Annotated in this window: 20 protein-coding genes; 4 read left to right on the top strand and 16 right to left on the bottom strand. The window is 42.8% G+C overall.

What is annotated here, in order from left to right; genetic code table 11:
• Window positions 1–50 precede the first annotated feature (50 nt).
• Window positions 51–632 (bottom strand): TlpA family protein disulfide reductase, encoded by a 582-nt coding sequence (locus CDH51_RS04440; protein ID WP_100627426.1) that lies wholly within the window; start codon window positions 630–632, stop codon window positions 51–53.
• Window positions 633–936: 304 nt separating this feature from the next.
• Here CDH51_RS04440 and CDH51_RS04435 point away from each other — a divergent pair, with 304 nt between their 5' ends.
• Entirely contained in the window at window positions 937–3,180 is a 2,244-nt protein-coding gene (locus CDH51_RS04435) for a Tex family protein (RefSeq protein ID WP_100627425.1), read from the top strand.
• Window positions 3,181–3,284: 104 nt separating this feature from the next.
• Here CDH51_RS04435 and CDH51_RS04430 read toward each other — a convergent pair whose 3' ends face one another.
• Window positions 3,285–6,071, bottom strand: a complete 2,787-nt coding sequence (locus CDH51_RS04430; RefSeq protein ID WP_100627424.1) for an outer membrane beta-barrel protein — start codon at window positions 6,069–6,071, stop codon at window positions 3,285–3,287.
• Between the two features lie 212 nt (window positions 6,072–6,283).
• Between CDH51_RS04430 and CDH51_RS04425 the strand changes: the two genes are divergently transcribed.
• Together CDH51_RS04425 and CDH51_RS04420 are read left to right on the top strand one after the other, a co-directional pair.
• Window positions 6,284–6,541, top strand: a complete 258-nt coding sequence (locus CDH51_RS04425) for a hypothetical protein (RefSeq protein WP_026945071.1) — start codon at window positions 6,284–6,286, stop codon at window positions 6,539–6,541.
• Window positions 6,538–7,311, top strand: coding sequence for an XRE family transcriptional regulator (locus CDH51_RS04420; protein WP_100627423.1), 774 nt, complete (start codon window positions 6,538–6,540; stop codon window positions 7,309–7,311). The genes CDH51_RS04425 and CDH51_RS04420 overlap by 4 nt, the downstream gene beginning before the upstream one ends.
• Here CDH51_RS04420 and CDH51_RS04415 read toward each other — a convergent pair.
• The 4 genes from CDH51_RS04415 to CDH51_RS04400 all read right to left on the bottom strand — a co-directional run bounded on the left by CDH51_RS04415 (window position 7,308) and on the right by CDH51_RS04400 (window position 10,707).
• Entirely contained in the window at window positions 7,308–8,321 is a 1,014-nt protein-coding gene (locus tag CDH51_RS04415) for a toll/interleukin-1 receptor domain-containing protein (protein ID WP_100627422.1), read from the bottom strand. The two genes, CDH51_RS04420 and CDH51_RS04415, sit on opposite strands and share 4 nt — an antisense overlap.
• A 68-nt stretch (window positions 8,322–8,389) precedes the next feature.
• Window positions 8,390–9,151: a hypothetical protein gene (locus CDH51_RS04410; RefSeq protein ID WP_157807040.1), complete on the bottom strand. Its 762-nt coding sequence runs from the start codon at window positions 9,149–9,151 to the stop codon at window positions 8,390–8,392.
• A 67-nt stretch (window positions 9,152–9,218) separates the two neighbouring features.
• Entirely contained in the window at window positions 9,219–9,647 is a 429-nt protein-coding gene (locus tag CDH51_RS04405; protein ID WP_100627420.1) for a DUF2141 domain-containing protein, read from the bottom strand.
• Window positions 9,628–10,707: an AMP-binding protein gene (locus CDH51_RS04400; protein WP_100627419.1), complete on the bottom strand. Its 1,080-nt coding sequence runs from the start codon at window positions 10,705–10,707 to the stop codon at window positions 9,628–9,630. The genes CDH51_RS04405 and CDH51_RS04400 overlap by 20 nt, the downstream gene beginning before the upstream one ends.
• 101 nt (window positions 10,708–10,808) lie before the next feature.
• Here CDH51_RS04400 and CDH51_RS04395 point away from each other — a divergent pair, with 101 nt between their 5' ends.
• Entirely contained in the window at window positions 10,809–11,642 is an 834-nt protein-coding gene (locus CDH51_RS04395) for a 1,4-dihydroxy-2-naphthoyl-CoA synthase (protein WP_026945076.1), read from the top strand.
• Between the two features lie 176 nt (window positions 11,643–11,818).
• On the opposite strand, the gene CDH51_RS04390 is transcribed toward CDH51_RS04395, so the two are convergent.
• The 10 genes from CDH51_RS04390 to CDH51_RS04350 form a co-directional block, all read right to left on the bottom strand.
• Window positions 11,819–13,243 carry a sulfatase family protein gene (locus CDH51_RS04390; protein WP_100627418.1) on the bottom strand — a complete coding sequence of 475 codons (1,425 nt, stop codon included), beginning with the start codon at window positions 13,241–13,243 and terminating at the stop codon, window positions 11,819–11,821.
• A 2-nt stretch (window positions 13,244–13,245) separates the two neighbouring features.
• Window positions 13,246–14,586: a vanadium-dependent haloperoxidase gene (locus CDH51_RS04385; RefSeq protein ID WP_232724739.1), complete on the bottom strand. Its 1,341-nt coding sequence runs from the start codon at window positions 14,584–14,586 to the stop codon at window positions 13,246–13,248.
• Window positions 14,579–17,872: a VCBS repeat-containing protein gene (locus CDH51_RS04380; protein WP_100627416.1), complete on the bottom strand. Its 3,294-nt coding sequence runs from the start codon at window positions 17,870–17,872 to the stop codon at window positions 14,579–14,581. Before CDH51_RS04380 ends, CDH51_RS04385 begins: the two co-directional genes overlap by 8 nt.
• A gap of 10 nt (window positions 17,873–17,882) precedes the next feature.
• A complete protein-coding gene (locus tag CDH51_RS04375) occupies window positions 17,883–19,130 on the bottom strand; it encodes an ROK family transcriptional regulator (protein ID WP_100627415.1) in 1,248 nt (415 codons plus the stop codon).
• Window positions 19,131–19,500: 370 nt separating this feature from the next.
• On the bottom strand, window positions 19,501–19,665 hold the full coding sequence (locus CDH51_RS20030; RefSeq protein WP_035482974.1) for a Lacal_2735 family protein: 165 nt from the start codon (window positions 19,663–19,665) through the stop codon (window positions 19,501–19,503).
• A gap of 41 nt (window positions 19,666–19,706) precedes the next feature.
• Entirely contained in the window at window positions 19,707–21,275 is a 1,569-nt protein-coding gene (locus tag CDH51_RS04370) for a toxin-antitoxin system YwqK family antitoxin (RefSeq protein ID WP_100627813.1), read from the bottom strand.
• 96 nt (window positions 21,276–21,371) lie between these two features.
• Window positions 21,372–21,917 carry a hypothetical protein gene (locus CDH51_RS04365; protein WP_100627414.1) on the bottom strand — a complete coding sequence of 182 codons (546 nt, stop codon included), beginning with the start codon at window positions 21,915–21,917 and terminating at the stop codon, window positions 21,372–21,374.
• 1 nt (window position 21,918) lies between these two features.
• The gene (locus CDH51_RS04360; protein WP_100627413.1) at window positions 21,919–22,917 is read right to left on the bottom strand and encodes a 3-oxoacyl-ACP synthase III family protein; all 999 of its coding nucleotides are present in this window, start codon (window positions 22,915–22,917) and stop codon (window positions 21,919–21,921) included.
• An 88-nt stretch (window positions 22,918–23,005) separates the two neighbouring features.
• Window positions 23,006–23,704, bottom strand: a complete 699-nt coding sequence (locus CDH51_RS04355) for an SOS response-associated peptidase (protein ID WP_100627412.1) — start codon at window positions 23,702–23,704, stop codon at window positions 23,006–23,008.
• Window positions 23,705–23,728: 24 nt separating this feature from the next.
• Complete coding sequence (locus CDH51_RS04350) at window positions 23,729–24,688, bottom strand: YheT family hydrolase (RefSeq protein WP_100627411.1); 960 nt, start codon at window positions 24,686–24,688, stop codon at window positions 23,729–23,731.
• Window positions 24,689–24,799 lie beyond the last annotated feature (111 nt).

Genomic DNA, 24,799 nt, shown 5'->3' with positions numbered 1-24,799 from the left:
AGTTTTGAATATTGTATCTCCAAATTAAATTTGGTTTAGTAAAAATCTGGCTACTGGCTCACCAGAAAATCCCGGAACTCATCAGTGTTGAAGTTACTCATTCCTTCTTGGTAAAAGACCACTTTTCCTTTGGGGTTTACGACCAAGGTGGTGGGGATAGATTGACTTTGTAAACTTCTATTCAGGCCATAGCTTGCATGCATTGCTGGGAAAGCCCAACTCTTACTTTCGATGAGACTCTTACTTTTTTCAAATTCATTGTCCAGGCCTATCATCAAAAACTCAATGTCTTTTTTATCTTCTATTGATTTATAAAGTTCTGAGATGTGTGGCATTTCGGCCCGGCATGGTCCGCACCAAGAAGCCCAAAGATTGATGAAAAGAGTTTTGCCTCGGTAATCTGAAAGCTGAATGGTATTACCCTCAAAATCCTGGAAGCTTCCCGAGTAGTCGAAACTCTCATCAGTTCGATCTACCCGCTCTAGGTTTGGTTTGATGAGCCCGGTGGAAAGCAAAACAGATTGGACGGCTCCTTGTACCACAGGAAGTAGACCCGTGAAGTACAGAAATGCGAAAAAGGCCAAAATCAAGCCCCAGGATTTTACTTCTTTAAGTATGGTTTCTTTTTTCATTGATTAATTACTCATCTAGCTTTTTGAAAAGCTGCCTTTTACAAAGCCAATATAAAACAACATTGAAGGAATAGTTGAAGAAGGCTTTATGCCTCTCACTTCCACTCTCTAGTTAAAGGATAAGAAGAAATTTCAGGATTGTGCCCAACAAGCTTCGAAGCTTCCCACTTTTCAACCATTTCAAGTCAATTCAAAATTACTTTCTTATCCTCAGCGGATTAGTGACAATCGATACAATTCTCTCTTTTTGTCTCGAAAAGGACTCCTATCTTGCGGGAAATTTCTGCAGTTTTTAATTAAAAATATGAGTTATCAGTTCAAAATCGCCGAAGAATTAAATGTCAAAGCCACACAAGTTCAAGCTACCATTGAGCTCTTGGATGGAGGAGCGACCGTCCCATTTATCTCCAGATACCGAAAGGAAGCAACGGGAAGCCTAGATGAAGTTCAGGTTGCGGCAGTTCGGGATCGTTTACAGCAATTACGAGATCTGGACAAGCGGAAGGAAGCAGTCCTAAAATCCATCGAGGAGCAGGGAAAACTTACGGATTCCCTCAAGAAGTCCATCGAAGAAGCTGAAACCATGGCTCGCTTGGAAGATATTTATTTGCCATACAAACCCAAACGACGTACCAAGGCGACTATCGCCAGAGAAAAGGGGCTGGAGCCTTTGGCGGAATTGATTTTTTCCCAAGAAAGCATAGAACTTGAAGAAGAGGCCTCTAAGTATATCGATGTGGAAAAAGAGGTCACTACGGTGGAAGATGCCTTGCAGGGAGCACGTGATATCATTGCTGAGTGGATTAATGAGAATGCCTCACTACGGGAAAAAATGCGTAACCTTTTTCTGAAAGAAGGTGTATTTCGATCTCGCGTCATTCCTGGCAAAGAGCAAGAAGCTATCAAGTATAAGGACTATTTTGAATGGTCGGAGCCCATTGCTACGGCGCCATCGCATCGGGTTTTAGCGATGAGGAGAGGGGAAAAAGAATTGTTTTTGATGCTGGATGCTACACCCGAAGAGTCAGACGCCTTGAATCTAATGGAAAGCGAGATCATCTCCGATGCTGAAAATACTTCGGTTGAGGAGGTGCGACTCGCTATCAAAGATGCTTATAAGCGCTTGCTGAAGCCAAGTATGGAAACGGAGATTCGGCTGCTTACTAAAAGAAAAGCTGATGAGGAAGCGATCAAGGTTTTTGCAGAGAATGTACGACAGTTGTTGTTGGGAGCTCCCTTGGGCGAAAAAACCGTCATGGCTATTGATCCGGGATTTCGAACAGGCTGTAAATTGGTTTGTCTTGGGCCGCAGGGGCAATTACTCCACTATGAGGCTATTTTTCCGCATGAACCACAGCGAAGAACGGCTGAGGCAGGTCTATCGGTGAGAGGTTTGGTTGAGAAATTCGATATTCAAGCGATCGCCATCGGAAACGGTACTGCAGGTAGGGAGACGGAGGAGTTTGTTCGCTCCCTCGGATTACCCAAATCTGTCATCATCACCCTTGTCAATGAAGCTGGAGCTTCTATTTATTCTGCCTCAGAAGTAGCTCGGGAAGAATTCCCCGATTTGGATCTGACCGTTCGAGGGGCTGTTTCCATTGGGAGAAGATTGATGGATCCATTGGCAGAATTAGTGAAAATTGACCCGAAGTCAATTGGTGTGGGGCAGTATCAGCATGATGTGGATCAGTCGGCTTTGAAGAATTCGCTGGACGACACGGTGGTCTCTGCTGTAAACGCCGTAGGGGTAGAGGTAAATACTGCCTCGAAGCAATTACTAGCCTACGTATCCGGGCTTGGACCTGTCTTAGCACAAAATATTGTCAACTTCCGGAATGAAAATGGTCCCTTCACGAGCCGTGCCCAACTCCTAAAAGTACCTCGATTGGGTGACAAAGCCTACGAACAGGCAGCTGGTTTCCTACGAATTCGTCAGGCAGCTAATCCGCTTGATCGCTCTGCAGTCCACCCCGAGCGCTACGAATTGGTGGAAAAAATGGCTAAAGACTTGGGAGTGGCAGTTCGTGAGTTGATGCTTTCAGAGGACCTGCGACAGCAAATCAACTTGAAGAATTACCTGTCTGATACGGTGGGAATGCCCACCTTGCAGGATATTCTGGACGAGTTGGCCAAGCCAGGTCGAGATCCTCGAGAGCAGTTTGAGGTATTTGAATTTGAAAAAGGTGTCAATGCCATTTCGGATCTAAAAACAGGCATGAAGCTTCCCGGAGTCGTCACCAACATTACCGCCTTTGGTGCATTCGTAGATGTAGGGGTGCATCAGGATGGATTGGTACATTTAAGTCATTTGGCAGATCGATTTGTGAAAGATCCCAATGAGATCGTGACGGTCAATCAAAAGGTGCAGGTGACGGTGCTTGATGTAGATGTGGCACGAAAGCGGATAGGTTTGAGTATGAAGGCTGATCCTTTTGCAGAAAGAGGGAAATCAGACCGAAAGCCTTCCCCAAAACCAAAGCAAAAAGAAGAACCCCAAGGCAGTATGGCAGAGAAATTGGCCATGCTAAAGGGGAAGTTTAGGTGATTGGTAAATGGAATTGAGACACCTAAAGTCAAATTACAGTAAAATAAAACAGCCCAAGCTTTAAAAACTTGGGCTGTTTTGTTCTGGTTGGTGGGGTTTATCTATCAATTCCAGTTTCCTCTTCTGCGGTCGCCACCTCGATCACCGCCATCTTCCATCAGATCCTGATAGTCTTCCATACTTGTGCCTTTTGCGAAGCGACGGATATTATAGCTGAAGGTCAGCATAAAATAGCGCTGCAGTACATTGGTCTGCACATCTTCGATAAAGGTATCGGTGATGTTTCGTCGGATATTATTGTTTTGACGGAAGAGGTCATAGACGCTTAGGCTGATCTCTCCGCGCTGATTGCCAAAAATCTTTTTACCCAAACTCATATTCACCAAGGTAAAATTCTGGTCAAATCCTTCGGAAAGGCCTCGGTTTGCTTGATAGTTGATGTCAGTTCGGAATACAAAACCTTCCCAGAAGATCCAGTTGAAGTTGACTCTTGCCCGCTGATTGAAGAAATTATCATTCAGATTTGGGTTCAGAGAGTTTTCCACTCGGCTGAATGACAATCGAGTCCAGATATTAAAGTCAATCTGATCGGAGATATTACTACTCAATGAAAGCCCTGTACTGAGTCTTCGGGAGAAGTTTGTTCCATTCTCTCCATTGACAAAGGTTGGGCGGTTTGTGATACCTGCTCCGGCATTGATATTCAGATTAGACTTTAGAAAATCCACCGGCATTCCATAGCTGGCCCAAGAGCGAAGATCCCAATAGCCATTGAGGTTGACTGGACTGAAAAGCTGCGACCCGGGCTCAAGGACAATTCCAGGTTGGATTTCTGTAGCTTCCTCTGCGATAAAGGAACTGTTGGCAATGATATTATTGACAAAGGAGGTCTGAGCAAAGAGAAACCAGCTTTGATCAGTTTCCGGATTGTTGCTTCGGAATCGCATACGAAGTCGATTGGAGTAGGACTGGTCCAAATCTGGATTCCCTACATAGAGTTGAAGCGGGTTTGTATTATCGACTACTGGCTGAAGCTGTCGCAGATCAGGCTCTTGGACGCGAGTATCGTAATCAAATTGGAGATTGGTATTATCTGTGATTTGATAATTGAATCTGACGGTTGGCTGTAAACTCTGGAAGGTTCGCTGCAGCTCAAAAGCCTGCGGGAAACCTTGTGTATTGTCTAATCTGGCATTTTGGTATTGAAGTTCCGTTTGGATTCGGATTTTTTCAGTTTTGTACTGATAGCCTAGCTCAGTTTCCTGAGTTAGGAATTTGCTTTCGAAAGTATTGCTAAGTGCGGTATCCAATTCCAAAATAGGCTCATCAATCGCTTCATCAATGACATCGAAGATCAACTGGTCCGAGTCGTTCAGGCGGTTACCAATTTCGTATTCAAGCTCAAGTTGGCTTCGCTCGCTGAGAGCCTCTGTAAATGAAATTCCGGTCTCCCAAGAACTTCCGCTACGATCTCGATTAATCTGCTGATTGATGATTTCTGTCCTGGAATCGGGGACGAAATATTCATTTCTGGCGATTCGATTAGCGCGATCCTTGTTCCAGTTTTCACTCATTCTTCCCCGGAAAGTCAGCGTTCGGCCCGGCTTGTCAAATTTATGGCTGTAGAAAATCCGATTGAAAATGTCATAATCTTCATTTTCTGCATTTCTGATATTTTCCACCGTGTTGATCGGGTCAAATCCGTTGGAAGTTTCTCCATTAAAACCAGAGTTTTCTGTTTCAAAACGTGCTGAAAAACGTGGAATGAATACGATTCGGTTTTTTTCATCGATGTCATATTCAAAACGCATGTCGAACTGATGTCGGTTGTTTACGCGAGTTTCAGTGCTGACTTCATCGTAGAGCTGATCGCTTTCACCGGAGGTGATAAATTCCCGAAAACGTGTGGAACGCTCAAAATTTTCTCTGCTACTGAAGACATAGCTTCCTGACACCTTGATTTTTTCACCCCATTTATCGGAGTAGTTCAGTCCGAGGATGTGCGTTTGAATAATCCCGCTTTGTGGACGTGCATTATTCTGAGCATTGGGATCGGATGAAAAATCGGTGACATTGATATTGTTGGAAAGACCGGTGAAGGTGATTCTTCGATCATTGTCAAAGTCATTGATACTAGCTCCTACCAAATACCGATCATCAGTTCCGTATCCAGCGCTGGTTCGGCCAAATTGCCCTTTTCGTCGATTGGGCTTGGTGATAATATTGATTGTTTTCAATCGCTCTCCATCGTCAAATCCACTTAACCGGGCTTTTTCACTCAACTGATCATAGATTTCAATACTTTGAATAACCTCTGCCGGCAGGTTTTGTAGGGCTGTTCGTACATCTGTTCCGAAGAATGGCTCCCCATCCACGAGGATTTGTGCGATTGACTCACCTTGAGCTTGCAGTGAACCGTCCTCAGAAGTTACTCCGGGTAGCTTTTCGATCAAAGTCTGCGCACTGGCATCCCGCATGGTCTTGAATGCATCGGCATTGAACATGGTCGTGTCAGACTTGTTTTGGCTGGTAGCTCTGCGAGCCTCAATGGTTACTTCTTGGAGGTCTGTAGCTTCTTGGCTTATCGAAATGGTTCCCAAATCCAAGTCTCCGAGCAGTTGGATGGTGCGGAAATAGTTTTCATATCCGAGGTACTGAATTTTCAACAAGTAGTCGCCTTCCTTGATGGACTCTATTTCGAAATTTCCATCCAGGTCTGAGATAATTCCATCTACCTGAGCAGAATCCGTTACGTTCAGTAATAGTACAGTCGCATTGGGAATCGTTTCTTGGTTTTTAGCATCGCGGATTTTTCCCTTGAGGGTATAATTCTGCGCCATGCTGAATGAGGAAATGACTAAAAATAAGATTGTTAATAATTTGGGTTTCATGTAGTTGGTTGGTAATCAATATGTACAAAGGTAACTTCGAATTCTGAGGAGGGTTTGAATTATTGGCTGAGCGGTCAAAACCTTAAATGAATTGCTGCCGACCGTGTAAATAATTTGTGACAAAATATGTCATAGAATGATGTTAATTTTTTGCACAAGTGAATGTTTATAAAAATGACATTTGTATCTTGCTGATGTAAAACTCATTGATCATGGAACAAGTCGATAAAATCAACATTAGCACCAAGGCTCTTTCTTCAGGGAATTTGCAGGTAAAGTTTTTTGTGGAGGGTAGCCCCAAGCAGGAGTATGGCTATCTATTAGTCAATGAACCTAAGCCTGTTGGGGAGATTATTGCTGAGATTCAGAATAGGTTGGCACGTCGGAGAGCCGCAGAGCAACGAATAGACCCGCTTTTTCCCATTGCCCCTCAGACAGATGATTTAGACTTTTATTTATTTTCAGCATGAGCTACTTAGCAGGAAATATTCGCTTTTTGCGCAAGCAGAAAGGATTTACGCAGCAGGACATGGCCGATCAGCTTAATATTCAGCGTACCATGATTTCGGCCTACGAGGATGGGAGGTCTGAGCCAAAACTTGTAACGCTTCTTCAAATTGCTGAGATCTTGGAGTCAGGAGTGGAGGAGCTATTGGAGCATGATATCGAAAAGGAGGGAAGAAAGGCCCTGCAGAAGCGAAAGATCAATATTCTTACCATTGCCGCTGATGAATCAGATCGGGAAAATATCACTTTGGTTCCCCAAAAAGCATCTGCCGGCTATCTCAATGGATTTGCTGACCCGGAGTATATGGAGCAGTTGCCCCAGTTTCACCTTCCCAATCTTCCCAGGCAGGCTACCTATCGGGCCTTTGAGCTGGCAGGGGATTCCATGCTTCCTCTGATATCGGGCACAATTATCATCGGTGCTTATGTGGATCAGCTTTCGCAAATAAAAAGCGGACGAACTTATGTATTGGTGACTGCCTCAGAGGGAGTCGTATATAAGCGAGTTTTCAATTATTTGGCAGAAAATGGTAAGCTTTTCCTAGTATCTGACAATGAGCATTACAAGCCATACGAGGTTCGGGGAGAGGACGTGTTGGAGGTTTGGGAGGCCAAAGCTTTTATCAGTACTGATTTTCCCAATCCAGGAGATAAGAAGAAATCGCTCAGCCTAGCCGATCTAGGTGATATGTTGAAGGATATTCAGGAAGACTTGAGAAAGTTAAAAGATTAATTTCTAGTCAAAGTGATTGGTAGAATTATCTGGGTCCTTGGGAAGTATGCTTCTCCGGACCATCCATTTCCATTTGGGAATAAACTTACTTCTCCAGAAATCCCAGTTAGACTATTGTAGTAATCGGCATAATAATCTCCATCTTCAATTAGTCCTGAACCAGAACCTACCTGCACATCCAAGAGGTTGTATTCAGCAAACTCAATCATTTCTCCTCGCTGTGAAAATACCCAAATAGCTTCACTACCATCCTGAGCTCTTAAAATCCAACGGCCTGACAAGCTAGCAGCAGAACTTACAGGTTCTTGTGGTGGGGTATTATCATAAATTGGTTGATCTACTAGTTCCTCGGTAGGATCAATATAATCCATTGTGTCGTCATATTCCTCAACGTCCATCATAAGCCCTATGACAGAAATTAGAATAAAGCCACCCAAAAGCCACAGATAGTTACGCTCAATCCAAGATTTTTTGCGGAAAACAGGTTTTGGTTTTGGAGGTGGCGAGGGAAAAGGTTTGGGTTCAGGCACGGGTTTGGGAGCTTTTCCCACAATTTTCTCCAAAACCTCTGTCAGTTGCTCGCAATCGTACTTCCACCGACTGCTACTGATCTCATGGGCATGTCGACGTGTCAAGGGCTTCAAGTCTTCAGGAAGCTGATCCGCAGAAGGCATGACAGCGCCGTTGACCAAGACTGGAATCACGCGAATTTCCCGCTTTAGAGCTGCAGCTATTTCTAATCGGATAAAGTCATCTTCCTTAAAAAGTCGAGGGTTTCCCTCCGAATCTTTAATATTGACCCAATGGGGGCCAATCATGGCAATCAGAACTTTGCAGGAGTTTAATGCACGATCGATGGCTTCTACAAAATCAAGCCCCGCTTCAATCGTCTCTACATCTAAAAAAACTGAGTTTTCACCAAAAACTTCCTGCAAATGATCCACCAATCGTCCTGCTTCTCCTGAAGCATCCTGTCGGCGGTAGCTGACAAAAATCTTGTTGTTTGACATAGCTCTTCATTTTTCTTACTTAAATGTAAGAAAATCAAAGCTTTAAATGCAATAGCAAAAATGATAAATCAGTTGGAGGTCAATTTGCGCATGTGCTCCTCGATTTGCGCAACGGCATCAAATTCCGGGTCGATATTTAAAACACCCTTTCCGAGTTCGTGCCAAAGACCATCTCCGCAATCAAGATAAATTCCTCTTTTTGTACCTGGCTTTTCCTTGGCAATATCGTAGTCATAATCCGGAGTGAAAATCAATTTCATCAGTTGAAATGCATATTCCCAATTGAGTTGGCTGGTTTTCCCATTCAACTCAAGCAGGACATTCCGATCGGAAAAATGTAGGGTCACGGATCCTCTGTCGGTTTTTTCTTTTTCTACTACCTGGAAGTTGATTTGAAGAGGAAGTTCTTTTTTGGCAGTCTCATAAATGGCCTGAATCAAGTCCTGTGCGAGCAGCTGCCAGGTCTCTTGATTGGTTGGACTTTTGGCCGGACTAGTTTTGGTATGCTCCATAGTTGCTACGGTGATTTCTCCTTCTCCATGTACCTGAGAGGCGTAGCGGGTTTCTTGAAGCAGTTCTTCAATCGACTTTACCCAAACTGGATTGAGGCTGCCATCATATTGATAATCATCTGAAAGCGTAAATCCTTCATCCAAAATTTCTTCCTCCGAAAGTTCTTCTCGGTCGGTATAATGCAAATCAAGCTTGGCACGAAGTGATCCATCCGACCAATTCAATTCTAAGCGAAAAACGTGACTGAATGGGGGAGGTACAATTCCAGAATGATATTCTAAGATGATTCCTGAAATGGCTTGATTTTTCTTACTCATGGAAAAGTTTTTTGCAAAAGTAGGCTTTTTTAAATAATCGATGGGAAACCAAAGTGAACGCCAATCTTTAGCGCAAATCAATCACCTGAATGTGGCTTTGTCCCTCTTTGATTTCAAAAAGACATTTTTCGAAGGTAGGGGCTGAGAAAAGGATTTTGGGGTTATTGGAAAAGCCAAATCGGTCGGTCGGATAGCCAAAGGGGTTTTTGGACATTTTGCCATCGCCATCTTCATCGTGATAAGCAGTGATTGCATATTTTCCCGCGGGTAGGTTTGAAATATTGAAAACGGCCCGTTTATTCTCCAATTTGGTACTGAGAGCTTTGAATGCTTTTGTGTAGTCACCCGGAAATCCTTCCGAACCATTGAAAATTAAAACCCGAACCAAACCATTATCTGATTTCCCGTTGTTGATAATGAGCTCTAATTGGGTGTTTTGATGGGAGTTCATCGCCAAAATGGTACTTAAAAAAAGGCTAAGAATCAGATTGAGCATTCGCAAGGGTTTTCAGTCGGTCGATTTTTCCGCTCCCTGTCTCTGAGAATTTATCCAAGATTATGATCTCTTTGGGTTGGGAAAATCGATCCAAATATTTCGAAAGTTCTTCTCGCAAATTCCCTGCCTTTTCTGAGTTTTTTGCCTTAGACTCAATCAATAAGACCAGTTTCTGTCCTAAATGCTCATCGGGGAGTCCACCTAAAATGAAGCGGGAATCAGGGAAAAACTTTTGAATGGTCATTTCAACTTTTCGTTCTAATAATTCAGGGTGAATTTTGATCCCTCCTGAGTTTATGACGAAATCCAAGCGTCCCTGCCACTGAAAACTTCCATCTGATTGGAAATGGACGAGGTCATTTGTTTGAATAGTTTCAGTGCCACTCATTGGGCTTTCCACCCATAGGGCACCACGCTCATCCGTTCCCAGTTTTACCCCCGGAAGTGCTTGGTAGCAGAGTGTTTGTTCCGTGATTTTAGCCAAAGCGATGTGCGAGACGGTTTCAGTCATTCCAAAGCTTTGCCAGGCATTATCCAATTCTGAAGCTATTTTCACTTGCAAGGATTCTGAAAGGGGCGCTCCTCCAATCAAAAGCGTTTTGAGTTTTTTCAACTTTCTTTTCCCTGAATCATTTTCCAGTGTTTTTTCCACTTGAAGAGGGACCATGGCCACAAAGTCAGGTAGATAGGCGTCAGGAATGCTTGAAAGAGGCTCTGAACTCGGTATCACCAGTCTAATCTCACATTGCCAAACCATGGCACGCAGAAGCATCATTTTTCCGGCGATGTATCCAGGATGAAGACAGCAGAGGAGTTTGAGTTTGGAGTTTGTTCCAAAAAATTTCCCTGTTGCCTCTGCACTTGCTTTCAGCCGATCTCGGGCCAAATTAATTTCTTTGGGAGCACCGGTAGACCCTGAGGTTTTCTGAGAAAAAACAGTTTTTCCAGACAGCCAGTCCCCGCAAAAAGAGAGCGCGGAATTCAGAATTTCATTTTCTCCCTGTGTTTGGAAGTCCTCGATTTTCTGAAAAACCTGATTTTCAAATAAAAGCCTAAACATAGATTTCAAATCTAAGAACTACCAATGACTTTCTGTTCAACATATTTTCACGAAGGTGGTTATCTTGCAGAAAAATCGAATTTTAGACAAAATACAAACTCATGGAGTGGATTACTGCCAAAGAATACGAAGATATCACTTACAAAAAGTGTCAGGGTGTAGCCAGAATAGCATTTAATAGACCGGAAGTACGGAATGCTTTTAGGCCTAAGACGACTGCTGAATTATACGATGCTTTCTATGACGCGCAGGAAGATACTTCCATTGGCGTGGTGCTACTAAGCGGCGAAGGTCCCTCTCCAAAAGATGGGAAATGGGCCTTTTGCTCAGGAGGCGATCAGCGTGCGCGCGGTCATCAAGGATATGTGGGGGATGATGGCTATCATCGCTTGAATATTTTGGAGGTGCAGCGTCTCATTCGTTTTATGCCGAAGGTGGTGATTGCAGTCGTGCCAGGGTGGGCTGTTGGGGGTGGACATAGTCTTCATGTGGTCTGTGATATGACCTTGGCCAGCAAGGAGCATGCGATTTTCAAACAAACTGATGCCGACGTGACCAGTTTTGACGGAGGATATGGATCGGCCTACTTAGCAAAAATGGTAGGTCAGAAGAAAGCCCGAGAGATTTTCTTTTTGGGCAGAAACTACTCTGCGCAGGAAGCTTATGAAATGGGAATGGTCAACGCAGTGATCCCACATGATGAATTGGAGGATACGGCTTTCCAATGGGCTCAGGAAATTCTAGCTAAGTCCCCAACCTCAATCAAGATGCTGAAGTTTGCTATGAATTTGACAGATGACGGAATGGTTGGTCAGCAGGTTTTTGCAGGAGAAGCTACACGACTTGCCTACATGACGGAGGAGGCACAAGAAGGACGGAATGCTTTTCTGGAAAAGCGAAAGCCTGATTTCAGCAAAATCAAGTGGATTCCATAAGGAATTCGAAAAGTTGTAAGCTGATTTAGAATAATCTTGAATACCCTCTTTTAGAGAAAAAGGAGTCGAAGGTCATTTCAAAAGAAAACCTTCGACTTCTTTTCAATTAAAATTTGTCAGTTCTAGCGGAGGAGATAACTTTTCAATAATGAAGCTCTTGAAAGGAACGTTAATTTTTATTGGACCCTTCCTACTTCCCGCTGCCCGGTTCCTTGGCTGTCGGTAAGCGCATCACCCATGTCCTTCCGCGCCTGATCAGCCATTTCATTTAGTTTTTGGACGATATCTGGATGCTTTGATGCTAAGTCAATTTGCTCAAAAGGATCAAGCGAAAGGTCGTACAGCTCCATTTTTTCTAAATTGATGTGCTCGTATTTGACCGGAATTCCATCATTTCTAGGTTCGGCGTCCTTTGGGAGCGTTCGGTATCGATGTGGAAAAACGAGTTTCCAGTTTTCATAAAAAACCGCCTGTAATTCATTTCGATTGTAATAAGCAAAGTAAGGTCTTGCTTTTGCTTTTCCCTCCGTTAAAAGTGGCCAAATACTCTCTCCGTCAATTAGCTTTTCAGGTAGGGGACTTTCAGTAATTTCCGCAATAGTAGGAAGTACATCGATGGTCATGGCAGGATTTTCTATCGTTTTTCCCTCAGGAATTTTACCCGTCCACTTAAAAATAGCCGGAACGCGAATGCCCCCATCCCATGACGTACCTTTTCCTTCTCTCAAACCAGCCGTGAGCCCTGCATGTCCCCCGTAAGAAAGCCATGGACCATTGTCGGAGGTGAAAATAATCATCGTATTCTCTTCCAGTCCGAGATCCTTGATTTTTTGGTGAACCTGACCGACTGACCAGTCAATTTCCATGATCACATCGCCATAAAGTCCTTGCTCGGATTGTCCTGCAAACTTTTCGCTCACATAAAGTGGAACATGAGGCATGCTGTGAGCTAGGTACAAGAAAAAGGGCCGATCAGAATTCTGATCAATGAATTCCAGTGCTTTTTCTGTATAAAGAGTGGTCAATTGGGATTGCTCATCGAGGGTATCGATAAGCTCTTCATTTTGGATCAAAGGCAAAGGAGGGTAGTAATCCTTGACTTCCGGGTGATGCGGCCACATGTCATTGGAATAGGGAAGTCCATAATAGCTGTCAAATCCCTGTCGAGTAGGTAAAAACTCTGGCAGGTGTCCCAAATGCCACTTTCCTACCATTCCAGTCGCATAGCCTTGCGCTTTAAGGATTTCTGCAATGGTTTCTTCATCTGGATGAAGTCCTTGTTTAGCAGTATGGTCATACGCTCCATAGATTCCTAGTCTATTTGCATATGTACCGGTAAGGAGGGCTGCCCGAGAAGCCGAACATACTGCATGAGGCACGTAGAAACGGTTCATTTGTGTGCCTTCCTGTGCAAGTTGATTCAAATGGGGGGTGGTCCACTGGGTAGCTCCGTAGCTTTCTAGATCACCGTAGCCTAGATCATCAGCAAAAATGAGAATGATATTGGGCTTTTTTGGGCTGGGATTTTCGGGGTTTTGAGTGTTTTTCTGACAGGCTAAAAATAGAACTAGAAAGCCAAGGGCGAGAGTGATTTTCTTCATGATTATTGATTTTGGCTGGTCAGCAGCTCTTTTTCTGTGATTTCTTGCCAGATCATTTTTCCGATTTTTTCTCCCTGGCGAACTCCCTCTTCAATAGCGTCTCTGAAGTGAATGCCCCCGTAAAGCCTGGAAATGGCAGCCTCTTCTGAAGCTTGTAAAAATGAATCAAATGCACGCTCAGGAAGACCAAAATAAGTTTCTGAGTCATCAATGTAGGAGAATTTATCTCCAAAGTAACCCGTCAAAACAATGGCCGCTGCCCTTGAAATCACCGAATGGCCTGAAGTGTACTCAGGGAAAGGGGGAGTCTGAAGAAGTGGTCGCCACCGTTGGTCAATGGTTTTGTTGATGATGGTCTCAGGGCGAATCCGATCGGTTTCGTATTTGGTTTTCCAGCAAGAAATAAATGCATCGTGTAGCGTCATCCCGACAAGGGCATGGATATAAGCAGTTTCTGCCAAATTCAATTCTGCTTTTTCAGCAGCAATTCCGGTAATCCCTATCCAGTGTCCACCGGGTGAAATTTTCTTTACCCCGATAGCCATATGACCCGAAAACTCCACCATAAATGGATTGCAATCCCAGAAATTGGCAATCAGTTTTTGCTCTTCATCCAAGGACTTAGTAGTCTCGTAAACCTCTATCATTTGCTGATGAAATGAACTTTCCGGTTCCATGCTGAAAGGTGCCATCGGGTTGGGATCATAATCATCGAGGGAGGCTAGGAAAAAGGGTTGAATGGTACGCCATTCAGGTTCTATCGCCTCGATGTAGGCTGGAGGAGTAGGATACCAGCGACCTTCTGCCTCTGTGGGACTGTATCGGGTCAAGGCTGGTAATTCGCGGTAGCCATCCGTACTCGCTAATTTCATGACTTGACTCACGACTTTTTCTGCTTCCTGAATGTGCAAATCAACTTTAGACTTTTTGATGAGTTTTGATTTGACGGCTTGATCTATCCAGTTTTGCTGCTTTTCTTTTAAAAGATAGCCGGAAGGCATTACATTTTCCCCAACACGAAGCATGGCATAGATTGCAGCAAATTCGGGAGAGCTCAACTCTTGGTTAGAATCAAGTTCTGGAAAGTCAAGAATGGAAGCTTGCGTAAAGTCCTTTTCTCTAAATTCAGCTCCATGTTGCTTCATGACCAAATAGCTGGCAAGACAGGAATAGGCATAGATTCTAGCTGCGACAGGTGGGCTGGCAACATCTGTCACCATGACCTCTGTAATGTGAAAAAGTTGAGATTTATAGATACTACTCCAAGGCTCTTGTTTTTCAGCAGCAAAGGAAGCCGTACCCACAACGAGCGTACAAAGAAGTAGTAGAAACTTACTATTCATATTCATAAAGTTCTAAGGCTTGCCCATGAATCCCAACCAGCATGTACTTTTTCTCTTTCCATTCTAAAGGAAGAAAGGATTTGATATCACCTTTGATAGAAAGTCCGGATTGGGAAGGATAGCTAACTTTAAAGTTTCCACTTCCATCCCCATTCAATACCAATCCCAACCCAGCATCCAAATTTCCAATCCGGATTCGGCTTTGTCTTTGATTTCCTCCCAAAAGAATGTCCATATTTCCATCGCCGTCAAAATCTCCTGTTTGGATAGCGTAGATTGGGAAAGATTGAGCCATTCTAGGTAATTCGTGAGGAATAAAGCCATTTGGCGTATTTTCCAGATAGTAAGATTTTAAAGTATTCGCGGTCAGAGTAAGGGCATTTTCCAACTTATCTTGATCGAAAAGATCATCGATTTTAGCCCCTGCATAGGATTCGTAGGTGGTGAATTTGCTCCGCATTTCCACCATTTGACTGAGAAGTTCGTCCCGGCTAGGGAAGGGGTACGCTTCTTCTCCGATGTAGCATTCTAATATGGGATCGATGGAACCGTTTTGGTCAAAATCGTCTGCGATCAATCGAATCAATTTTTTATCAGAAACCTCGAATTGGGAGTTTTCACCAAAATTACCCGCAATTAAATCGAGGTCTCCATCTCCATCCATATCAGCTTGTGCAAGGGATGACCACCATCCGAGCATGGGAGAAGAAAGGAATTTGTCACTTTGATTCTCAAAAGATCCACCTGATTGGTTTACCAAGAAAATTAAATTGGTGAATTCCCCTGCTAAGATCAAATCCTCCAATCCGTCTTGGTTTAGGTCTTGAACCAAGGCACTACTCACCATTCCTAATTTTCCATTTTCAGGTAAATAGGATTCTGACTGATCGGTAAAATTGCCATTGCCGTCATTAATCAAGATTTTGCTTTCTGGACTCAAAGGGTATCTACCGGGTATGATTTTCCCTCCCACAAAAAGGTCCAACTGGCCATCTCCATTCACATCAAGAGAGACTGCTGGTCCGGTACTGGTTAAGTAGTTCGGAAAGTTGCTTTGCATTTCCAGTTTTCCTTGACCATTATTCAAGTAAAGCCGGTCTTGTAAGCTTTCATCCGATCGGATATAGTCATGATATCCACCACTTCCAAGAAAGAGATCCATCCATCCATCACCATTGAAATCTTCAAAAAGTGCCACGGCATCCGTGTAATAGGAGGGAGATTGGAAGCCAGTATAGATGGTCCAATTTTCGCCATCCCAGCTAAATATTTGAGCAGCTTGGCCTTTGGTTCCTCCTATAAATACCTCGGGCTTACCATCTTTATTTAAATCGCTGGTAGCTAAACTAGGAGAAATGGCACTCGGCATGGTGAGCATCAAGGGTTGCCTTTTAAAATCATTGAAGCCACTCTCTGCTGAAACAAAATCTGGTTTGTTTTCAGTTTTTTGGAAAATGGGACTATCAGCAGCAACTAATTCATTTTTCTCGGTGGCATTTGAGTAATCCAATTCCAGAATCTGATTGCTTGGTTGATCGGTTAATACCTGTTTTTTGCCATCAGGCCAGATAATTTCAATTTGATCAACTTGTTCCGAACTCCCCAATCCAAAATGCATTCGGAAAGTAGAGGAGGATTGAAAGCCTCGGACCACCTGATGCTCCTGAACCTGTGTTTCATCACCTACCGTAAGTTTGACCTTGGTGCCAATGCCAAAATTATTTCCCTCAGGCCCTTTTAGCTTGATTTGAAGATGCTTGCCTTTTTCACTTTGATTTTCAAATATTCCCGCAAATTCATTCAGATTGTTGACGATCAGGTCCAAATCACCATCATTATCCAAGTCTGCAAAGGCTGATCCACTTGAAAACCCTTCTTCTTCAAAACCCCACTCTAAAGAACGGTTTGAAAATTGCAAGTCTCCCTGATTTTCAAAGAAATAATTATGAACTGGTGTGGAACTCATGCTGGTAACGAGGTGGAGCGTGTCCGCCTGTTGGTTAGCGACTGCCTGTTTGAAATAATAGTCACCTTTGTATTTCAGAAAATCCCGGTTGGTATAATCCCTGTAGTATCCATTGCTGACGAAAAGGTCTTTCTGACCGGAATTTGTAGCATCAAAGAATAGTGCTGCCCAAGACCAGTCTGTATTGGAAATACCTGCAAGTTGGCCCATTTCAGAAAATTTTCCCTCCCCTAAATTCACCTGAAGCATATTTCGCATGTTCTGATGAAAGAAGCCCTTTCGGATCATCAGGGCATATTGCTCGTAATTTTCTGGACCGTAAAGCAATTTTTGGCGCTTATTGTCCTCTGGAAGCATGTCCAAAGTGAAAATGTCAAGAAGCCCATCATTATTGATGTCTGCGATATCAGCGCCCATGGAAAAATGGGAAATATGCTGGAAATAATCCGTCATAGCATCCCTGAAGGTTCCGTCTTTTTGATTGATGTACAGATAGTCGGGCTCGATGTAATCATTGGTGACAAGAATATCCGGCCAGCCATCCTCATTAATATCAGAAGCAACTACCCCCAGACCAAAACCTAATGGAGATCCTTTGATTCCAGCACTTTCGCTGATGTCTGTAAATACATTTCCATCATTTCGATAGAGTTTATCTCCGGAGTAGGGGTGACGGATATTTTTTACCTCATCAAATTCCAATTCGTTGATGACTTGAATGTGATGATTGAGTAGGTAAAGGTCTAGATCCCCATCCCGATCAAAGTCAAAAAACAAAGACTGGGTGCTATTGGAAGGGTCAGCTATTCCATATTCTTCGGCCTGGTTTTCAAAAGTGAAATCACCCTGATTGATCCATAATTCATTCTTCCTGCTTTCAGGTGATCCCTTACCCGAATAGCAAACATAAATATCCAAAAGACCATCTCCATTCACATCCGCCATACTCACCCCAGTGGACCAATTTGGGTTTTTGGTAATGCCAGCCTCCTTGGTTCTGTCTTCAAATTTCCAATCTCCCAGATTCTTATAAAGGGTGTTTTGAACCATATTTCCTGTGAAAAAAATATCATCCCAGCCGTCATTGTCCAGGTCTCCTACGGCAACTCCTCCGCCATTGTAGAAATATTCGTACCGAAGAATATTATTCTCTCGGTCTTCAGTTAATTGATTCTTAAAAGAAATTCCAATTTTTTTTGACTTCAGCCGAACGAAATTTGATTCGAAATTTTCCTGAGCAAAAAGTGATTCCGGGATGCTCAGAAGCATCACAATCAAAAGAGATAGATTGTGGATTCGAATCCTAAAATGCGAAAACATGATTTTAATTTTAACTCAGCTTTTTAAGTACGTCTTCAAACAGCTGTTCGTTTACAACGGCAACTCCACCCATGAGTCCTACATCCTTTCCAAGCTGATAAAGTGCCAATTCAGATTTTTCTCTAGACTTGGCCATACTGTAAATATTCAAGGCCTGCTGAATGGGTGTGATTAGGTATTGATTTGCTTCGGCTACAGAGCCACCGATGATGATTAAATCCGGATTGAGAAGCTGAATCAAAATTGAAATTCCTCTTCCCAGATCCAATCCGGCTTCCGAGAGAATCGTGATAGCTCGCTGATCTCCTGCCAATGCAGCTTCTACTACCAAACCAGGTTCGAGTTCACCTTGATGGTCCCGAACCATCCGGGCAAGAATACTATCCGAGTCAATTTTGATGGCTTCCTCTGCCATTCGAACTATTGCCGTTCCCGAAGCCACTGCTTCTAAACACCCTTTTTTACCGCAGGAGCAGGTCACATTTCTATTTTCAAAGATTGGAGAATGAGAGAATTCACCCGCAAAGCCCGAAGCACCTCGATAGATCTTTCCATCTATAATGATTCCTAGACCTATTCCCCAACCGACAAAGACTCCCAACACGTTTTTGTGAGTGTGATCAGGACCAAATTTAAATTCGGCCAGTGTCATTGCTCTAGCGTCATTTTCAAGGAATACTTTCTTTTGAAATCGCTCCTCGAATGAATCTAAAAGAGTCTTTCTTCCAAAACGCAGATAAGTGTAATTCACACCCCCTACAGCATCCACCAATCCAGGCATAGAAATACCGATGGCAATGATTTTTTCTGAAGGGATTCCTGATTTTTGAAGATAGGCCTCGATTAAATCAGCAATCCGGTCAAAAGTTTCTCTTTCGTTATTCAGGACAAGTTTATGGCATTCTTTTTCTGTGATGGGCTGATTATGACAGCTATAGAGGCAGAGGTTGATGGTGAACTTGGAAAGGTCGACAGATAGCACATAGAATGCATCTTCTGCCAGGCGATACAAATCCGGTTTGCGACCGCCTTGGGATTCAGCTCTTCCTTGCTTGATGACTTCTCCAGAACTCATCAGATCGCTGAGGAGGGAGTTTACTGTGGGAAGGGATATTCCTACTTCCGTGCATATTTCACTGGCTGTATTGGCACCTTTGAGGTAAAGGTTTTTGATAATCTTGATTTTATTCAGGTAGCTCTTTATTTCTACTACCCCGTCCATCTGATCGATGACGGCTTGAGGATTAATTAGGTTCATGGTCTGAAAGGTATGCCTGAATTAAGTGATTTTTTATATTCTGAAAAAACACTTTCTTAAAAAAATCAAAAAACAAGGCGGTTTTATTTCAAATTAATTGAATTTATTTTTCATAAGCAGCTAAGGCTAGGAAAAGATTTCGCTTTTTGATGAAAAAGAGGAGGGCAGAAGCAAAAAAAACCGGCCAATGAAGGCCGGCAAAAAGTTTTTCAATTATTTGTCCGTAGCTCAATCACCCTTAAAATTTACTCAATCAAGATTAAACAATTCACTAGCGGACTAGCTCAAAAACTTGATTAAATGTACGGTGAATAATTTGAAATTCAAAATTATGGGTGTAAAATCACATAATTTATTTTCAAAATACTTTTTATTGTATGTTGTCCATTTTCTTGGCGATCTCTTCTGCCTCTGCCATGAGCTTATCTGCAGCAGTGCGGTCGCTGTGAGAAAGTTTGTGTGCTTTTTCAAGAGTCTTTTTGTAAAGCTCTTGCAATTTTTCCTTTTCTGATTTCTTCTTGAATAGTCCGAACATGGTTTGTTTTTTATTTAACAACAGAAATCTAACCAAGAAGTTTATTGATTTATTCGAAGAGTATTTTCCCTGTCTGCTACTATCTCATCATCCTGATAGTTGATCAAGTCGATTAATCGTCCTGAAGCACTGTAGTACCGCCAAGGGCCTTCTTTTTTACCGTCTTTCATGGTTCCTTCGGAAGCTTTTCTGCCATTTTCGTGATAAAAAGTCCATACACCCTCTGCTTTTCCGGATACAAAATTTCCTTCTGATTCTTTCTTACCATTCACATAGTAGGTGATTCGGGTTCCGTTCCCATCCTTCAATGTTCCTTTATCATAGGTGCTAGTTCCATCGTAGCTTCGATATTCGGATACGTTCATCAGTCTTCCATTGTCCCAAGTCTCCTCTTGAGTCAATTGCTTGTTGTCGTAGAAAAGTCCCCAAATACCATCTTCGAATCCAAGTTTGTAGGTACCGATAGATTTGAGCTGTCCTCCGTCATAATAATAGACCCACTGACCATTTTCCATTCCAAGCTCGTACTCTCCTTCTGCGATCAATATGCCGATTTTGTTGAAGTACTTCCAGAGCCCCGTTTTGGTGTCATTTCGATATTCTCCGATAGAATAGAGTACTCCGTCTGGAAAGTAGCTTTTCCAGATTCCAGTTTTCATTCCATTCTCATATTGGCCTTCTACAGATACTTCACCACTCTCAAAGTACTCCTCGTATTTGCCTACAGGGACGCCAAGCTCATAAGTTTTGCGCTTCGCCAATTTCTTGTTTGGATAGTATTCCTCCCAGGTGCCAACCGCGATTCCACTCTCGTATTTTTCAACTCGGGCTAAGCGGCGATTATCGTAATAGTACTTCCAAGTTCCTATTCGATTCCCTTGGTCATCATAAGTCTCTTCCGCTTCTACTTGCTTGGTGTCAGGAAAGTAATAAGTCCATTTTCCGACTTTATTACCGTTTTTGTATTCTCCTTCCTCCATCACCTGACCTGCATAGGAGTATCGCTTGAAAGTGCCTTCGAGCTTTCCTTCTTTGTATACCCCTTCGGTCATTAAGTTGCCCTCTTGGTCATACTCTAGATAGGGACCCTGGCGAAGACCATTTTCATAAAATTCTCGGATATAAACCTCACCAAAAGGGTGATAGGTAATCCATTGACCAATTTTTTTCCCCTTTTCGTATTGTCCTTCTGTAAGTACTCGTTTAGGTTCGATGTAGGAGGGTTGGCCGGTTTTTCCGTAGTATTCGACGAAGTTGCCAATCAATACGCTATCCTGAAAAATTAAATCCCGCTTCAGATATCCATCAGCATCGTAGATCTTGGCAGGGCCAAAAAGCTTTCCATTTTTGTACTCCAATTCCATTCTTTTCTTACCGTCCGGATGATAAGTTGTCCACTTTCCATCCTGAACGTTGTCTTCAAACATCCCCTCAGTAATCAGCTTATTTGTTTTTGCGTCAAAGTATTTCCAAAGTCCCTGCCGCTGCTGATTGCTTACAACTCCGGTGCTGACTACAGTCGAATCTTTGTTGTAAAGCTTAACTAGTTGATTGTCTTGCGCTAAAAGTGGACTGGAAAGGAAGAGTAAAATGATCAGAAGATACCTCATATATGTTTTTCGGGAGATTATTTGGTTTAGTCTGATGACTGTCATACCAATTTAAAATATTACTACGGTGAATCGGGAAATCAGGTTAAAAATAATTTAAATCTGGCTTTTTGCCGAATGGGCTTTTAGGTGTTCAAAAACCTCTCTTACTTCTTTTTGCCATTCATTTTTATTCCTTTCTATGGAAGATTCTACCTTCAATTCTTTAAACCATTGATTGAAATCTCGATTCTCGGCTTGTTTCTCATTGGGTTTCCCCAAAAGTATTTCCTGATAATCCCATGGACTCTCGGATTGACATAGTTGAAAGTTTGCAGGAGCAAGCTGGAGTTTTGGGTAAGAGCTTTTTCCAGCAAGGACAAATAGAAATAGGCCTTTTCCGAACCAGTTAAGCAGGCGAATATTCAAGCCCGTTTCAAAATCAAAATCACGGATCAGGTCTAATACTTGATATGGAAGACCTCCCAAATCCTGTCCTTGCGAAAGTTTTTTTCCTTTCGAATTTGAATGTACTTGAACCAGATCTTCTTGAGGGAATAGATCTCCAATTTCACCCAAAAGCTCCCAAAATTGATATTTGAGTTGATTTTGTCTGCGAATTAGATTCTCATCTTGCCAAAGATCTAGGTCGAGCGTATTCATCCTACCAATGTAAAAGTGCCGATGCCCAGGTAAATCCTGATCCAAAGGCAGCCAGGCAAATGAGGTCGCCCTCTTTGATTTTACCCTGCTCCCAAGCTTCACTCAATGCAATGGGAATTGTGGCCGCAGTGGTGTTTCCCATATGCATGATGTTATTAAAGACCTTTTCATCAGGAAGTCCAAGCTTTTGCTGTATATATTGACTAATTCGGAGATTGGCCTGATGAGGGATAAGCAAATCAATGGCTGACTGTTCCAGCTGATTGTGATCCAAAGCTTCCTGAATCACTTCCATAAATCGGAGTACTGCATGCTTAAAAACAGCATTTCCGTTCATTTTCAAAAAAGTGCTTCCTGATTCCAGCATTTCCGGAGAAAGTCTGACTTCTCGACTACTCCCAGGATCTTTGCAATACAACTCTTCCGCGTATTCTCCTTGAGAATGAAGGTGGGTAGAAAGAATTCCGGATTGATCAGATGAAGATGGACCCAAAACTACTGCACCGGCACCATCAGCAAAAATCACTGAGCTGGATCGACCTTCGTCGCTTTTGTCCAAGGCAGAAGACTGAATTTCGGCTCCTACGACTAATATCCGGTCGTACATGCCCGTTTTAATAAATTGATCGGCGACAGATAGGGCGTAAATAAAACCAGAACAGGCATTTCGAATATCTAATGCTCCGATATTATCAAATCCCAATTCTCGTTGAAGCAATACACCATTTCCAGGGATAAAATAATCAGGGGTGATAGTAGCAAAAACAATAAAATCGATGTCCTTAGCCGTCAGATTAGCTCGCTCAAGAGCCATTTCTGTAGCTTTTTTAGAAAGTGAAGTCAAGGTGTCAATGCCAGGGGTAAACCAATGACGTGATTGAATTCCTGTTCGCTCTACAATCCATTCATTGCTCGTGTCCATCATTTGGGACAATTCCTCATTGGTCACTACTCGCTCGGGCACATAATGTCCCACACCTAGAATTTTGGACTTTCTCATTTGTTATTTTGGGTTAGTTGGAAAAGTTTACTCGCAAATATCCGAACCTAGGTTCGGAAATCAAAAACATCAAAACGACGGACGGCTATTAACCAAACAAGGTATAATTGCCATGCTGGTCCATCGGGTCGGTTTTCCGGATGAGTGCCGGACTGTCATTTTCCACAGAGTTGACCAGGGTGCTCACCGGATAGCTCAGCATTTCATTAGCTGAAAACGGTTTGAGGATTTCCAGAAGTTCTTCTTCGCTGCTGTAATTGTTGAGCCATTTTTTTTCAGTCTCCGGCGTCAAAACCACAGGCATCCGATCATGAACTTCTGACACCAATTCATTGGGCTCTGTAGTCAGGATCAAGAAAGTGTGCTGATTTTCACCATCGACGGTTTCATATTCATCCCAAATTCCAGCAAAAGAAAAAAGTCCCCCTTCCCGAAGTGTGAATCGGTGTGGAATTGAGGTTTTCTTTCCCAGTTTTTTCCATTCATAAAAACCATCTGCCGGGATGATACACCTTCTTTGCTTGAAAGAACTTTTAAAGGTCATTTTTTGATGAACAGATTCCGCTTTAGCATTGATTAGCTTTTGAGAGACAGGTTTATTTCTTCCGAATTCTGGAGTAATCCCCCAATAGAAAAAGGAAAAACCTTTTGGGCTTTGGGAAGTGACAACGGGTACAAGCTGCGTCGGTGCAATGTTGTACCGTGGTTTGAAGTCGGTGAGCATTTCAGCCTGGAATCGCTCTTCTAATTCTATCTTACTCTTGCTCAGGGAATATCGTCCACACATGTATCGGGAGTTTAGGCTGGGAAGTTAGAAATCCCCGCTTACAAATTCAAATGCTCTTTTTTCAGAGAAATATGGTTTACTGGAATCTGAGGATGTGAAGCCCACATGGCCTCCCTGTTTTGGGAATTCAAAATAGACGGGATCGAGTTCCTTGGCCAGTTTCACAGGGAAACAAAGATCAGAAAGAAAGGGGTCATTTTGTGCGTTTAGGATAAGTGTAGGGATTTTTATCTTCTCTAGAAAGAAAAGAGATGAATTCACCTGGTAGTATTCCTTTGCATCGCTAAACCCATGAAGCGGCCCGGTGAAAAAATCATCAAAATCACTAAGCTTATTGATCCTTTCCAGAAAATGAATCGGGATTTGATCGGGATGGTTTTTTGCCTTTCGAAGTACTTTTTCCCTCAGAGTCTTCAAAAATCTGTCTGAATAGAGCTTGTTTGAGCCAGAAGATATTTTCTCACTGCTACTTGCTAGATGCAAGGGGACAGAGATTGCCACCCCTTTTTCGATGGGTTTATCATTCGAAAGATTTTCCCCGAGATATTTTAAAGTCAGATTGCCTCCCAAACTGAAGCCAATCAAAGAAATGGCTTCATATTTTTCCGCAGCATGACTGACCACCGTATCCAAGTCGTAAGTAGCACCAGAATGATAAAAAATGGGTTGGTTATTTAATTCCTCACCACAGCCACGGTAATTCCAACAGAGCACATCGTAACCATTTTGTAGGAAAATTTTAGCCATTCCAAGAATGTACGGTCTTCGGCTATTTCCTTCCAATCCATGAGAAATGATGACCAACTTTTCATTGTCCATTCTGTACCAGTCCAAATCCAAAAAGTCTCCATCCGGAGTATCGATTCGCTCAGTCTGCGGGCTTCGAAGCGGGACCTTTCTGAATAGTGCAGGGAAAACCGTTTCCAAGTGTCGGTTAAACAGCCACTTAGGTCTTTGATATTTACTATGGGAGATTAAAGGCATTTTTTTTCAAAAGACGAGTTCGAAATCGCTTTCTCGAAAATACAAGAGTAAATTTGAATAAAGACTTTTTAAAAACTATTTTTGGACACTTTAATTCACGATAAGCGCGCA

The organism is Algoriphagus formosus, assembly GCF_002807035.1.
Classification (GTDB): Bacteria; Bacteroidota; Bacteroidia; order Cytophagales; family Cyclobacteriaceae; genus Algoriphagus; species Algoriphagus formosus.
Note: the sequence above shows the minus strand (reverse complement) of the source record. Positions and strands in the feature narration are given on the sequence as shown.